General features: G+C 71.7%; 12 protein-coding genes. 3 read left to right on the top strand and 9 right to left on the bottom strand.

Annotation, left to right across the window (positions count from 1 at the left end):
• Positions 1–24: 24 nt before the first annotated feature.
• The 3 genes from OHS57_RS25025 to OHS57_RS25015 all read right to left on the bottom strand — a co-directional run bounded on the left by OHS57_RS25025 (position 25) and on the right by OHS57_RS25015 (position 3,107).
• Positions 25–1,494: an MFS transporter gene (locus tag OHS57_RS25025; protein WP_443042962.1), complete on the bottom strand. Its 1,470-nt coding sequence runs from the start codon at positions 1,492–1,494 to the stop codon at positions 25–27.
• On the bottom strand, positions 1,491–1,934 hold the full coding sequence (locus OHS57_RS25020; protein ID WP_041995194.1) for a MarR family winged helix-turn-helix transcriptional regulator: 444 nt from the start codon (positions 1,932–1,934) through the stop codon (positions 1,491–1,493). Before OHS57_RS25020 ends, OHS57_RS25025 begins: the two co-directional genes overlap by 4 nt.
• 108 nt (positions 1,935–2,042) lie before the next feature.
• Entirely contained in the window at positions 2,043–3,107 is a 1,065-nt protein-coding gene (locus OHS57_RS25015; protein ID WP_443042961.1) for a hypothetical protein, read from the bottom strand.
• Positions 3,108–3,194: 87 nt separating this feature from the next.
• On the opposite strand from OHS57_RS25015, the gene OHS57_RS25010 reads away from it, so the two are divergent.
• Positions 3,195–3,497, top strand: a complete 303-nt coding sequence (locus tag OHS57_RS25010; RefSeq protein ID WP_328583411.1) for a hypothetical protein — start codon at positions 3,195–3,197, stop codon at positions 3,495–3,497.
• A gap of 9 nt (positions 3,498–3,506) precedes the next feature.
• Here the strand turns inward: OHS57_RS25010 and OHS57_RS25005 are convergent, their stop codons facing one another.
• The 6 genes from OHS57_RS25005 to OHS57_RS24980 form a co-directional block, all read right to left on the bottom strand.
• Positions 3,507–6,065, bottom strand: a complete 2,559-nt coding sequence (locus tag OHS57_RS25005) for a SpoIIE family protein phosphatase (RefSeq protein ID WP_041984911.1) — start codon at positions 6,063–6,065, stop codon at positions 3,507–3,509.
• A 146-nt stretch (positions 6,066–6,211) separates the two neighbouring features.
• Positions 6,212–6,661 (bottom strand): ATP-binding protein, encoded by a 450-nt coding sequence (locus OHS57_RS25000; RefSeq protein WP_041995197.1) that lies wholly within the window; start codon positions 6,659–6,661, stop codon positions 6,212–6,214.
• A gap of 194 nt (positions 6,662–6,855) precedes the next feature.
• Complete coding sequence (locus tag OHS57_RS24995; RefSeq protein ID WP_041984913.1) at positions 6,856–7,254, bottom strand: (deoxy)nucleoside triphosphate pyrophosphohydrolase; 399 nt, start codon at positions 7,252–7,254, stop codon at positions 6,856–6,858.
• A gap of 70 nt (positions 7,255–7,324) precedes the next feature.
• Positions 7,325–7,504 carry a hypothetical protein gene (locus tag OHS57_RS24990; protein WP_041984916.1) on the bottom strand — a complete coding sequence of 60 codons (180 nt, stop codon included), beginning with the start codon at positions 7,502–7,504 and terminating at the stop codon, positions 7,325–7,327.
• Positions 7,505–7,695: 191 nt separating this feature from the next.
• Positions 7,696–9,420: a purine-cytosine permease family protein gene (locus OHS57_RS24985; protein ID WP_041984918.1), complete on the bottom strand. Its 1,725-nt coding sequence runs from the start codon at positions 9,418–9,420 to the stop codon at positions 7,696–7,698.
• 172 nt (positions 9,421–9,592) lie between these two features.
• Entirely contained in the window at positions 9,593–10,345 is a 753-nt protein-coding gene (locus OHS57_RS24980; RefSeq protein WP_041984921.1) for a GntR family transcriptional regulator, read from the bottom strand.
• 235 nt (positions 10,346–10,580) lie between these two features.
• Between OHS57_RS24980 and OHS57_RS24975 the strand changes: the two genes are divergently transcribed.
• Together OHS57_RS24975 and OHS57_RS24970 are read left to right on the top strand one after the other, a co-directional pair.
• A complete protein-coding gene (locus tag OHS57_RS24975; RefSeq protein WP_328583410.1) occupies positions 10,581–11,996 on the top strand; it encodes a glycoside hydrolase family 18 protein in 1,416 nt (471 codons plus the stop codon).
• Between the two features lie 143 nt (positions 11,997–12,139).
• On the top strand, positions 12,140–13,243 hold the full coding sequence (locus OHS57_RS24970) for a threonine synthase (RefSeq protein WP_041984925.1): 1,104 nt from the start codon (positions 12,140–12,142) through the stop codon (positions 13,241–13,243).
• The last annotated feature ends 85 nt before the right edge of the window (positions 13,244–13,328 follow it).

Here is a 13,328-nt window from a genome sequence, read left to right as displayed (position 1 = left end):
GGTGGTGCTCCTTGCGATGGGGGGTCAGCGACGGGCTCGTAGCGCCCGGTCGGTGAAGGTCAGGATGATCAGCAGCACCCCGAGACCGGCGGAGACACCGGCCATGAGGTGCAGACCGCTGTCGCTCGCCCGCCGGCCGTAGGCGAGAGCGATCAGACTGGATGCGGCGATGGCGCCGATGTACTGCGCGGTGCGCTGGAGCCCGGCCGCCGAGCCGATCTCCTCCGGCGGGGCGTACGCCTGCACGGCCGCCTGGTTGCTCGTACCGATCAGCCCCTGCGGAACGCCGAAGCAGGCGCCCACCAGCAGCAGCACGGCGAGCGGTGTCTGTCCGCCGACGAAGGCCAGCACGCTCGCGCCGACGGCGAGCAGGACGGCGGCGAGCGCCAGCGGACCCCGGATGCCCTTGGTACGGGCGCCGAGCAGCGAGCAGACCAGCGCGGCCACCGACATCGGCAGCATCAGCAGCCCGGTGTACCCGGAGGAGAAGCCGCGGCCCTCCTCCAGCCACTGGGTGTAGCCGTACATCACGCAGTAGATCAGCAGATAGCTGAGGCCGTGCCGCAGGTAGGTGCGGGCGAGCGGGGCGTTGCCTGCGAGCATCCGCAGGTCGATGAAGGGCCGCGGCCTGCGCAGCTGCCACCACACCAGGACGGCGGAGACGGCGGCGAACGGGGCCAGCAGCCACCACAGGGGGTGGGACAGGTCGAGCAGGAAGAAGACCAGCAGGGTCAGCGCCGTCGAGAACAGTCCGATGCCGAGCGGGTCGAGCGAGCGGCGCAGCGAGTTGTCGGCCGTCACGGCGCCACGCGGCGGGTCGACGGGGATCCAGATCAGCGCGGCGACGAAGGCGACCAGCGCCACCGGCAGGTTCACCGCGAAGATGCCGCGCCAGCCGACCAGGGCGACCAGCAGCCCGCCGAGGCTCGGTCCGACGGCAGCGCTGCCGAGCGCCGCCATGGAGACCCGCGCCAGGACCGTGCGGGGAGGCGTACGGCCGACCCGGCGGCCCTCGTCGCGCAGTACGGACATGGCGGCGGGGTACGCGGCCGAGGTGCCGACGCCGAGCAGCAGCCGGGAGACGATGAGCCAGCCGAAAATGGGCGCGAGGGTGCCGACCAGGCCGGAGGCGAAGACCAGGACCAGGCCGGCGAGGAAGATCCGGCGCGGGCCGAGGGCGTCGGCGAGTTTGCCGAGTACGGGCTGGCCTACGGCGCTGGCGAGGTAGAGGACGGAGATGAGCCAGGCGGTGTCGGCGGCGCCGATCCCGAAGCTGTCGCCGATCGACACCAGCGCCGTGGAGATCATGGTCGTGTTGAGCGGGTTGAGCAGGGAGCCGATGAGCAGCGGGGCGGTGAGCCGGCCGCTGAAGCCTTTCGGCGCGGGACCGCCGGGGGTGCTCTCTTCAGGACTCCTCGGCTCGGGGCTCGCTGACTCCGCACTCCCTGGCTCGGGCAGCGTGCCCGCCGGTATGCCGGTCGTCGCGTCGCTCACTTCTCGACCAGCCGCCGCAGCAGCGCCGCGGCCTCGGCGAGCGTGCGCCGCTCGGCCGCGTCCAGTTCACCGGCGATGGCCTCGGCCAGCCAGTCCCGTTTGGCGGCGCGCACGCCGGCGAGGGTGTGCCGCCCGCTGTCCGTGGCCGAGACGACCGACTGACGGCCGTCGTCGGGGTCCGGTGTCCGCTCGACCATGCCCTGCTCCTCCAGGGAGCCGAGCGTCAGCCGCATGGACTGCGGCCTGACGAACTCCGCGCGGGCCAGCGCCGCCGTGGTGGCCGGGCCCTCGGTGTCCAGCCGGGACAGCACGGACCGCTGGGAGGGGGTGAGCAGACTGTCCGGGGAGGTCGTCCGCAGCCGTCGCATCAACGTGCTGACCACGGCGGCCACCTCGGCGGCGACCTGCTCGGGCGTCGGGTTCGGGTGGCTTTCGGACATGGCTTCACCGTACGAGATCGACAGGCCGCCTTGCAAGTTTGCCTGTTTTTCTTGGTGCGGCGCCGGATCAGCCGGCGCCGTCGCACGCGACCTCGCCCGCGCCCGGCCTCAGACCGGGTCGCACCAGCCCTCGCGGTACGACGCCCAGTCCTGCTCGCTCGCCGCGAAGTCGACGTACAGGGCGACCCCGAACCGCTGCCGGTCGCGGTCGGTGCGGCCGAGGCCGAGCCGTACGCCGCGCACGGCCGCCGCCGTCGTCTCCGCGTGGCCGTGGTGGCTCATGTCGTCCTCGTAGTAGAAGGGCAGCCCCATCAGCAGGTCCGTCGACGTGGGCGTCACCTCCAGGGCGAGCGTGGTCTGCTGGGCCACGTAGCCCCCGTACAGGCTCTGCACCGGCATCGCCGTGTCGTACGACATGACGGCGATCTGGTCGACCCTGCGGGCCACCTGGGCGAAGAACGCCTGCGACCACCACTTGGGGTGGCGGGTGAAGAAGCCGGCGACCGTGTGCTGGGCGGGCAGCGGGTCGATCTGGTGGGCGGCGACGGAGAGGGGCTTGTGCCGCTTCCCGGTGACGGCGCGCAGATCGTCCAGCAGGGAGAGGTAGTGCCGGTCGCCCGAGTGCAGCGGCTCCAGGTCGAAGTGGACCCCGTCGAACCCGTCGTCCAGCACCTGCGCCGCCGACCGCACGACGGCGGCGCGGGTCGCCGCGCGCTCCAGGCGCAGCCCGTCCGGGGTCTCGGTGGCCAGCACGTCCCCGAGCCAGGCGTGTACGCGCACCCCGGGCATCGTGCGGTGCACGGCGGCGATCAGCCACCCGGCGCGTGCGTAGCGGTCGGCGGGCAGGGTGCCGTCGTGCTCCAGCGGCCCCGCGTGCACGTACAGGTCCTTGATCCCCGTCCCGTCGATCCGCCGGGCGAACGCGGCGAGATCGGCGTCCTTCTTGCGTCCGTCCACCCAGGCATGGCCGAGCCAGATGGCGTCCCGGCCGCGGGTGCGGGTGCCGTCCTGGAGGTCGCCCGCGTAGTTCATCCGCAGCGCGGCCGCCGCCGACAGCAGCGGCACGACGATCACCACCGCGAGCGCCAGCGCGATTCTCTTGGGCCACCGCGCCCGCCTGCCGCGCCAGCCCCGCGCCAGCCCCCACCCGAATCCACGCAGCTGTGTACGCACCGTCCGCCCCCTCCCCCGGAAGGGCCACAGACTAAGCGGGACTCTCTCCGGTCGCGGGGGCGTATTGCCGGACATACTGTCCGAAAGGTGACGTCTCTCATCGGTCGCCGTGACAGAACCCGTACGTACCGGGTCGCGACGAGCGCGCTGACCGTACTGCTGGTCACCGCGTGGTGGCCGGCCGTACCCGCGCTCGCGGCGGCGACCCCGGCCCCCGACGGCGGCGGGTCACCCGGCGCATCGGCCAATCTCGTCCTGCCCATCGCCGTCCTGCTCGCCGTCGTCGTCGGCGCCGCGTACACGTACCGCAGGCGCAGACGGCGGGCCAGGGCCCGTACGGTCCGGGTCGCGTCCCACGAGGGACGTCCCCATGAGGGCCACCGGGGCTGAGCGGCCGGCTCAGAACATGCTGAGGAGCTGTTCCACCGACGGTTCCGACGACGAGTCCCCGTCGGGCAGGGCCAGTTCGAACCAGACGGTCTTGCCGCGCGGCGTGCGGCGCGAGCCCCAGGCGGCGCTCAGCAGCCCGACCAGCTGCAGTCCGCGCCCGCCCTCGTCGGTGTCGCGGGCGCGCCGCCTGCGCGGCTGGACGAGCCCCGCGTCCCACACCTCGCAGACGAGCGTGCGATCGCGCAGCAGCCGTAGCCTGATCTCGCCCTCGCCGTACCGCATGGCGTTGGTGACCAGCTCGCTGACCAGCAACTCGACGGTGTCCACGAGCGGTTCGAGATCCCAGGCGAGCAGCTGCGCGCGGGCGCGCTCCCTGGCGCGGCCGACCGAGCGCGGTTCGCGCGGCAGCCGCCAGTCGCCCACCGCGTCCTGCTGGAGCCCCTGGATCCGGGCCATCAGCAGTGCGATGTCGTCTTCGCCGTGCCCGGTGTCGAGGGTGCTCAGGACGTGGTCGCAGACGTCCTCCAGCGGGCGTACGGGATTGCTGAGCGCGGCGCGGAAGGCGCTCAGGCCCTCGTCGAGCGGCTGGTCGCGGGACTCGACGAGACCGTCCGTGTACAGGGCGAGCAGCGCGTCCTCGGCCAGCTCGACCTCCACCTGCTCGAAGGGCTCGCCGCCGACGCCGAGCGGCATCCCCGGCGGTACGTCGAGCAGCAGGGCCGCCTCGCCCGGCTCCACCACGACCGGCGGCAGATGGCCGGCGTTGGCGAAGGTGCAGCGCCGGGTGACCGGGTCGTAGACCGCGTAGACACAGGTGGCGAGATAGACCTCGGAGAGGTCCGCGTCCCGCGATTTGTGCGCGACCCGGGAGGCCTGCTGGGCGCCGCTGGGGGTGCCGAGGCCGCGCGCGATCTCGTCGAGCGCGGACAGCACCTCGGCGGGTTCCAGGTCGAGCAGCGCCAGCGTCCTCACGGCGGTGCGCAGTTCGCCCATGGCGACAGCGGCCCGTAGCCCGCGGCCCATCACGTCGCCGACGACCAGGGCCGTGCGGTGTCCCGGCAGCTCGATAACGTCGAACCAGTCACCGCCCACCTCGGTCGCCGTGTTGCCCGGCAGATAGCGGCAGGCGATGTCCAGTCCGGCCGCCTCGGGGTCGCCGGGCGGCAGCAGGCTGCGCTGGAGGATCAGCGCGCGTTCGTGCTCCCTGCGGTAGAGGCGGGCGTTGTCGATACAGACGGCGGCGCGCGCTGCGAGTTCGACGGCGAGCGCGCGGTCCCGGTCGCCGAAGGGCTCACTGCCCTTCGTACGGGAGAACTGGGCGAGCCCGACGACCGCGTCGTGCGCCACCATCGGCACCGCGAACGTCGACTGGATCAGGCTGCCGGTCTCGCCGGGGACGGTCTGCACCCGGGCGGTACGCAGCGCGGCGGCGCTGAGCGAGCTGAACGGGAAGCGGTGCACGGCGCCGACCTCGGGCATCACGTACCCGTCGTGCGGCACGGCGCCCGCCGCGCCCAGCGGGGCGTCGGAGACGGCGCTGGCGAAGGCGACCCTGCGCAGCCGGGCGCTGCCGTCGCCGGATTCGGCGCCGGTCGAGCTCCAGCGTCCCGGCGGCGCCTCCTCGCCGGTGAGCAGGTTCTGGTAGAGATCGACCGAGGCGAGGTCGCAGAAGCCGGGGACGGCGACGTCGAGCAGTTCGCGTGCGGTGGTCTCCAAATCGAGCGAGTTGCCGATCCTGGCGCTCGCCTCGTTCAGCAGGGCGAGATTGCGGCGGGCGCTGGCGGCCTCACGGGCGGCGATCTGACGGTGCGTGACGTCGGTGCCGATCGCGGCGACGCCGAGGACGCGTCCCGAGCCGCTGTTGACGCGGTAGAGGTTGATGGACCAGAACCTGCGGTCGGCGGAGCCGTCCACGCTGCCCACGAGCTGGAGTTCGGTCACCGGGTCGCCGGTCTCCAGGACCCGGCGCAGCGCGTCGACCAGCCGGTCGGCCTGGGGCGGCGAGAGATAGTCGTGGGCGCTCCGGCCGCGGTGGCCTGCGGGCGTTCCGCCGAAGACGGTCACGAAGCGCTGGTTGGCCCGCCGGATCTTCAGATCGAGGTCGAAGAGCAGGAACCCGAAAGGAGATTGGCCGAAAATCGCCTGCGAGGAGGCGAGGTCCGTCTCAATATGGCGCAAGGCCCGGACGTCCACGACGATGCAGAGCGCGCCGCGCCTGCCGTCGTCGGTCTCACTGGGCATCACATAGATCTCGGCGAGACCTTGCTCGGCGTCCTGTCCGGGGAGCCGGAACGGCACGAGTCCCGTCCACTCCTTGCCGTCCAGAATCTCGTCGACCCTGCGGTGACCGTGCGGACGCAGCTCGTCCGGGAGGAAGACCTCGATCGGGTCCTTGCCCCTGACCTGCGGCGCCGTGACGCCGAAGAGTTCGGCGGCACGCTCGCTCCACTGGTCGACCAGCCCGTCGGGGCCGATCGAGAAGGAAGCCACCCGGATGTAGTCATAGATGGAGCCGGGCGGGCTGCTCTGCCAAACGACGTCGCCCGTCGTCTCTGGTATCTCGCTCACGCGACCGTCCCCTCCAGCTCACGCACCGGACCGGCCTTGCCCGCAGTATTCAGCACTACGGCCCCGGCCGACACGCCGTTCACGATCACATCACGGTCTCGGTCTGTTTGAGCCGGACAGGACGTGATCGTTGTCCCCCCACACTTCTAACCAAGCAGCGGCAGCTCGAACCACACCGTCTTACCCGTCTTGCCGCGCCGCGTCCCCCAGCGCCTCGCGGAACAGGCCACGAGCTGCAGTCCGCGCCCTCCTTCGTCGTCCGGTCCCGCGGCCCGTTCGGTCGGTGCCTCGGGGACCGGATCGGAGATTTCGACCACCAGTGCGCAGCGCGCCGAAGCGGTGTCAACCGCCGCCCCGTCAGGGCCCGAAGAGAGCGGCCGGACGTCCAGCCGCACTCCGATCGGGCCGGAGGCGTAGCGCTGGGAATTGGTCACCAGCTCGCTGACCAGCAGCACGGCCACATCACCGACCGAGGAAGGGATCCGCCAGCGGCGAAGAGTGTCGCGGACCTCGTGCCGCGCCCGGCGCACCGAACTCACCTCGGCAGGGAAGGTCCACTCGGCACAGGCACCCTCGGCAACGATCAAGCCGACCACTTCCCACAACAGGCGGCAGACCCGCATCTTCTGAGTGGGGTCAATGTGGGGCATACCCCGCTTTCCGCCCGGCCTACCTTCGGGGCGGGCGCACTGTGGCACGAACGGCGTACGGAGTGACCTGACGGGGGCGCACGGCGGAGCAGGGCCGGGGCAGGGTTCAGGTCAGGCAGGGGCAACGGCCGGGGCAGGTGCTACGAGGGCGTGCGCAGCCGGCGGGCGGCCTCGGCGACGGCGGGGCGGTCCTGGTCCAGCCAGTCGACCGTATGGATCTCGTCGGGGCCGAGCCAGCGCAGCTCGTCGTGGTCCTCAAGTGGCCGCGGGTCGCCGGAGAGCAGCCGGACCGTCCACGCGTGCAGCACATAGCCGGGCTTCAGCGGCCACGCACCGGGGATCCGCTCCAGCGGCTCGCTCTCCACGCCCAGCTCCTCGCGCAGCTCACGCGCCAGCGCCTGCTCGGGCAGCTCCCCCGGTTCGACCTTGCCGCCGGGCAGCTCCCAGCGGCCCGCCAGCTCGGGCGGCGCACTGCGCCGTGCGGCCAGCAGCCGCCCCCGGTCGCACACGGCACCGGCCACCACGACTCGATCACTCATGCGCCGGAGCGTAACGCGCGGCGGCGCGCGGGACAGCGGCGCGCCGTACGGGGGGAGGAGCGGGCGGGGCTCAGTGGGCGGGCTGGCTCACGCGCTCGACCCAGTAGAGCTTTCGCTGGCCGCGCCCGTCGAGGGTGTCGGCGATCTGCTGCGCCTCGTCCCTGGTGGCGTATCGGGCGACGCGATAGCGGTTGCCGTTGTCGTCCTGCCGTATCACCAGCCATGGGAGTACGGCTCCGCTGTCCGTCACCGAGCCCCTCCCGCCGCCGGCCTGCCGCTCACTGAAGATCTCCGGGAAACCGCAATCCGCATATGCCCGAGCCTACGCCTGACCTTTACTCAGCGGATACGTGTTTACACAAAGAGACACGCATCCGGCCAACAATGCGCCGAAAACCGAGGGGCGCGCGCCGTTCGCGCGCCCCTCGGCTGCCCGCTCGGTCAGCCGGTGCGCACCGTCGGCATCGGCATCAGCACTGGACCCGCCGTCGTCTCCTGCTGGCAGGCGTCCCCGCACTCGGAGTCCAGCGAACAGCAGAGCGAGCAGATCGGGCCCGACCGGACAGGGCAGTCGGCGATGTCCGGCAGCTCGTACGCCGTCTCGCAGACCGCGCAGAGATGGGTGGCGGTGATGTCGGGGACGTCGGCGTCCGGGCCGTTGACCGGGTTCGGCCGGGCCAGGTAGTACTTCCCCTTCGTCGCCCAGGCGATCAACGGGCAGAGCACCAGGGCGAGTCCGGCGGCGATGAAGGTCGAGAACGCCTCCGCGTACGCGCCGAAGAGTCCGAAGAAGGCGAGGATCGAGACGACGGAGGCGATCACCATCGAGCCGAAGCCGGCCGGGTTGACCGCGTACAGGTAGGCCCGTTTGAACTCGATGTACTTGGGGCTCAGTCCGACCCGCTTGTTGATGACGAGGTCGGCGGCGACGGCGGTGATCCAGGCGATCCCGACGTTGGAGTAGAAGCCGAGGAGCTTGTTCAGCGCGGCGAACATGTCCATCTCCATCAGCGTCAGCGCGATGGCGAGGTTGAGGAAGATGTACCAGACCCGCCCCGGGTGCTTGTGCGTCAGCCGGGAGAAGAAGTTCGACCAGGAGAGCGAACCGCTGTACGCGTTGGTCACGTTGATCTTCACCTGGGAGACGATCACGAAGATCGCGGCGGCCGGCAGCGCGAACGAGCCGAGCCACGGCTTGAGCGCCTCGATCTGCGGTGCGATCGGCTCCAGCGCGTGCGTCTTGCCGACGGCCTCCAGCGCGACGAAGGCGAGGAAGGCGCCGCCGAGCTGCTTGGCAGCGCCGATGATGACCCAGCCGGGCCCGGCAGCCAGTACGGCGATGTTCCAGCGGCGCTTGTTCTGCTCGGTCTTGGCCGGCATGAAGCGCAGGTAGTCGGCCTGCTCGCCGATCTGGGCGATGAGCGAGAGCGCCACGCCCGTACCGAGTCCGAAGCCGATCCAGTCGAAGCCGGAGCCCGCGCCCTCCGTGCCGCCGAAGGAGGTGAAGGCACCCCAGGAACCAGGGGCGTTGAACGCCAGCACCACGAACGGCAGGACGAGTCCGATGAGCCAGATCGGCTGGGTCCACGCCTGCACCTTCGCCAGCGCGCCCATCCCGCGGAAGACGATCGGGATGACGATCAGCGTGGTCAGCAGATAGCCGAACTGGACCGGCAGCCCGATCGCCTGGTGCATGGCCTGCGCCATGATCGAGCCTTCGAGCGCGAAGAAGATGAAGGTGAACGAGGCGTAGATCAGCGAGGTCAGGGTCGAGCCGAAGTAGCCGAAGCCGGCGCCGCGGGTGATGAGGTCCATGTCCAGGCCGTACTTGGCGCAGGCGCGGGCGATCGGGATGCCCGTGACGAAGATGATCGTGGCGGCGGTGAGGATGGAGGCGAACCCGCTGGTGAAGCCATACGTGAAGACGATCGAAGCGCCGATGGCGAAGTCGGCCAGATAGGCGATCCCGCCGAGCGCCGTGCCCGCGACCATCGAGGGCGACCAGCGGCGGAAGGAGTGCGGGGCGTAGCGGAGCGAGAAGTCCTCGCGGCTCTCGTCGGCGGCGAGTTTGGCGTAACTGCGCGGTGGCGCCCCGGGCGGGACGACGTCCGACGCCGGGTCGGGGACGGGGGCGGGGGGCGGGGCTGGTGCGGCTGTGTCCGTCATGAGGTGGCTTCCCCTTCGCCGACTGTGGACCGGTGGGCGGTGCACCGGTAGGAGGGGAAGGTAGGAGGCGGACATGACAAGGCCCAACTGCGGCGCGTTGCCTGGCCGTTACGGCACGACCTGAGGAGTTAACTCGCCGTCACGACCGCCGTACGGCCCGTCCGGATACCGGTCACTTGACAGAAAGGTGGTACGCGACGCGGTAGCGGTCGGCGGGGACGACCACATCGGCGGTCTCCACCGCGCGCCCCGACGCGTAGAAGGTCCGCTCCAGGACCATCACCACATGGCCGGGCACCCCGCCCAGCGCCAGCAGTTCCTCGGCGAGCCCGGGGCGGGCGCCGACCTCCTCCAGCACGTTGTCCACGACGAGGTCGATGGCCGCCATCCGCTCGACCACCCCGCAGCCGCCGAGCGGCCCCTCCTCGGGCAGCATCACCGGCGTACGGCCCGTGACGGCCAGCGGCTCCCAGGAGGTGGAGAGCATCATCGGCTCGCCGCCGTCCCGGAAGACGTAGCGCGTGCGCATCACCCGGTCGTCCGGGGAGATCCCGAGCCGCACGGCGATCTCCGGCCCCGCCGCCTCCTGTTCACTGCGCGACTCCCACGTACCCCTGGCCTCCTCGTCCGTCTGCTCCTGACGGAAGGGGTTGGAGCCCGCCGAAGGGCGGTAGCCGGAGCGGGAGATGCGGCGCGGCACGGGGCGCTCGCGCACATAGGTGCCGGAGCCCGACCTGCCTTCGACGAGCCCCTCGGCCATCAGGACCTTGCGCGCCTCCAGGGCGACGGTGTCCGAAACGCCGTACTCCTCACGGATCCGCGCCTGTGAGGGCAGACGGGTGTGGGGTGGCAGCGCTCCGTCGACGATCTTCCGGCGAAGGTCACTCGCCACACGCAGGTAGGCCGGCTGCTCACCGAATGCCACGGGCCACTCCCATTCCCCATCGACCGTCCCCATCAGGCTTTTCCGCCAGCCCTCTCAGGTTGACAGACAGCAACAGCCTGGCAACCGTGGGTTGATCACCGCAAGCGTGGGCCAGGGTTTCACCCGAAGTGATGACTTGCGTTTACGCAGCAGGTATCCCGCCCGGGGCCCTCCGGACCCCCACTGTTGGTCCGCCCTCTTGACCCCATTGGTCCAGACCAATACCTTTCCGGCCATGAGCCTCACGCACCGCAGCATCCCGGCCCGAAGAACCCTGGGCAGACTCGCCGTTGCCGTCTGCTCCCTCGCCCTCGTCGCCACCGCCGCCCCCGCCGCGACGGCCGGCGGCCACAGCGGCGGCCATGACCACGGCGGCGGCCACCACGCACCGGCGCCCGCCCTGAAGAACGTCGGCTACTTCACCCAGTGGGGTATCTACGGCCGGAACTACCAGGTCAAGGATCTGGACACGAGCGGTCAGGCAGCCAAACTGACCCATCTCAACTACGCGTTCGGCAATGTCGGCGCCGACGGCACGTGCTTCACCGGCAATGTCGCCGGCCAGGCCGACGCCTGGGCCGACTACCAACGCCCGGTCGACGCCGCCGGATCGGTCGACGGCACGGCCGACACCGCCGAGCAGCCCCTCGCCGGCAGCTTCAACCAGCTGCGCGAACTCAAGGCGAAGCACCCCGGCCTGAAGGTGCTGATCTCACTGGGCGGCTGGAGCTGGTCGACCAACTTCTCCGACGCCGCCCGGACGCCCGCCTCCCGCAAGGCGTTCGTCTCCTCCTGCATCGACCTCTACATCAAGGGCAATCTGCCCGTCGACGGAGCCAGGGGCGGTGCGGGCGCCGCGGCGGGCCTCTTCGACGGCGTGGACATCGACTGGGAGTGGCCGGGCTCCGAGGCCAACACCGGCACGGTCTTCCGTCCCGAGGACAAGAAGAACTACGCCGCGCTGGTCCACGAGTTCCGCACCCAGCTCGACGCCTACGCGAAGTCCCAGGCCAAGGCGGCGGCGCACGGCAGGCACCATCCGGCGCCCGCGCCCAAGCACTACGACCTGTCGGCCTTCGTCCCGGCCGCGCCCGCCAAGATCGACGCGGGCTTCGACGTCCCCAAGATCATGCGGGACTTCGACTTCGTGAACCTCCAGGGCTACGACTTCCACGTCTCGGGCGAGGCGACGACCGCCCAGCAGTCGGCGCTCTACGGACGCACCGACTTCAGCGTCGACCGGACGGTGCGCGACTGGGAGCGCCGCGGCGCGCCCGCCCGCAAGCTCGTGGTCGGCATGCCGTTCTACGGGCAGGGCTGGACCGGTGTCACCGGCGGCGGCGACGGGCTCGGCCAGCCGGCCGCGGCGCCGGGACCCGGCACCTGGGCGCCGGGCACCGAGGACTACAAGGTGCTCAAGCAGCTCGCCGACTCCGGTACGTACAAGGTCTACCGGGACCGCGCGGCGGGCGACGCCTGGCTCTTCGACGGCACCACGCTCTGGACGTACGACGACCCGCAGGTGCTGCGCACCAAGGCGCGGTACGTCCGCGACCAGCGGCTCGGCGGCGCGATGATCTGGTCGCTGGACGGCGACACGGCCGACGGCGAGCTGACGACGGCGATCGACCGCGGCCTGAACGGCCACTGACCGGTCCCGACCGCCGGGCCCCCCGAGGGGAGGGGTCCGGGGCCGCTCCACAGGCCCCGGACCCCGTACGGACGACGACCACCGCACCCCGGACCCGCCCACGCGACCGCGCCGGACGGCGACCCGGCTGACATGCTGGCGCCATGACCACGACGTACCGTTGCCCGGCCGACGGCACCCGCTCCCCCGTCACCTCGGCCGCCTGGTGCTGCCCCGTCTGCCGCGGCCCCTGGGACCTCGACCTCGACACCGCTCCCGTGCCGCGCGAGGCCCTGCCGGGGCGGGTCAACTCCCTCTGGCGGTACGCGGAGGCGCTGCCGCTCGAAGCGCCCGTCACGACGCTCGGCGAGGGCCGTACGCCGCTCGTCCAGCTGACCCCGCACGTGGCGGCGAAGCTCGACTACCTGATGCCGACGCTCTCCTTCAAGGACAGGGGCGCCGTGCTGCTCGCCGAACTCGCCCTGCGGCTGCGGCCCGAGCGGGTCGTCGCGGACAGCAGCGGCAACGCGGGCACGGCCGTCGCCGCCTACTGCGCACGCGCCGGGCTGCCCTGCACGGTGTACGTCCCCGAGACCACGTCGCCCAAGAAGACCGAGCAGATCCGCGCGCACGGCGGCCACTTGGAGCGCGTCGCGGGCGACCGCGAGGCGACGGCCGTCGCGGCGCGCGCGGCCGCCGACGAGCCGGGCACCTTCTACGCGAGCCATGTGTACAACCCGTACTTCCTGCACGGCACGAAGACCTACGTCTACGAGCTGTGGGAGGACCTGGGCGGCCGGCTGCCCGAGGCGATCGTCGTGCCCGTCGGCAACGGCACCCTGCTGCTGGGCGCCGCGCTCGCCGTCGGCGAACTGCACGCGCACGGACTGATCGACGAACGCCCCGCGCTGATCGCCGTCCAGGCCGAAGCGGTGTCGCCCCTGGCGACCGCCTTCCGCGCGGGCGCCGGGGATCTGCTCGCCCCCGCCGAACAGGCCCCCACGCTGGCTGAGGGCATCGCCATCCCGAACCCGCCGCGCGCGGCCCAGATCCTGGCCGCCGTACGGGAGTCCGGCGGTACGTTCCTCACGGTGACCGAGGACCAGCTCCGCGCGGCCCAGCTGGACCTGGCCTCCCGCGGCCTCTTCGTGGAGTCCACGGGCGTCGCCTGCTGGGCGGCGGCCGGCAGCTGGACCGACCGCTCCGCCGTCGTACCGCTGTGCGGCGCGGGAGCCAAGACAGGCCTGGCGGCACCGCGCGAGCGCTGAGCTTCACCCGCCCGAACGCGCCGCGCCCCGGGCCGTCTTCACGAACTGAACCAACAACAGGGGCCACACTTCTTCACCGCACAAG

This window comes from Streptomyces sp. NBC_00370, assembly GCF_036084755.1.
GTDB lineage: Bacteria > Actinomycetota > Actinomycetes > Streptomycetales > Streptomycetaceae > Streptomyces.
Note: the sequence above shows the minus strand (reverse complement) of the source record. Positions and strands in the feature narration are given on the sequence as shown.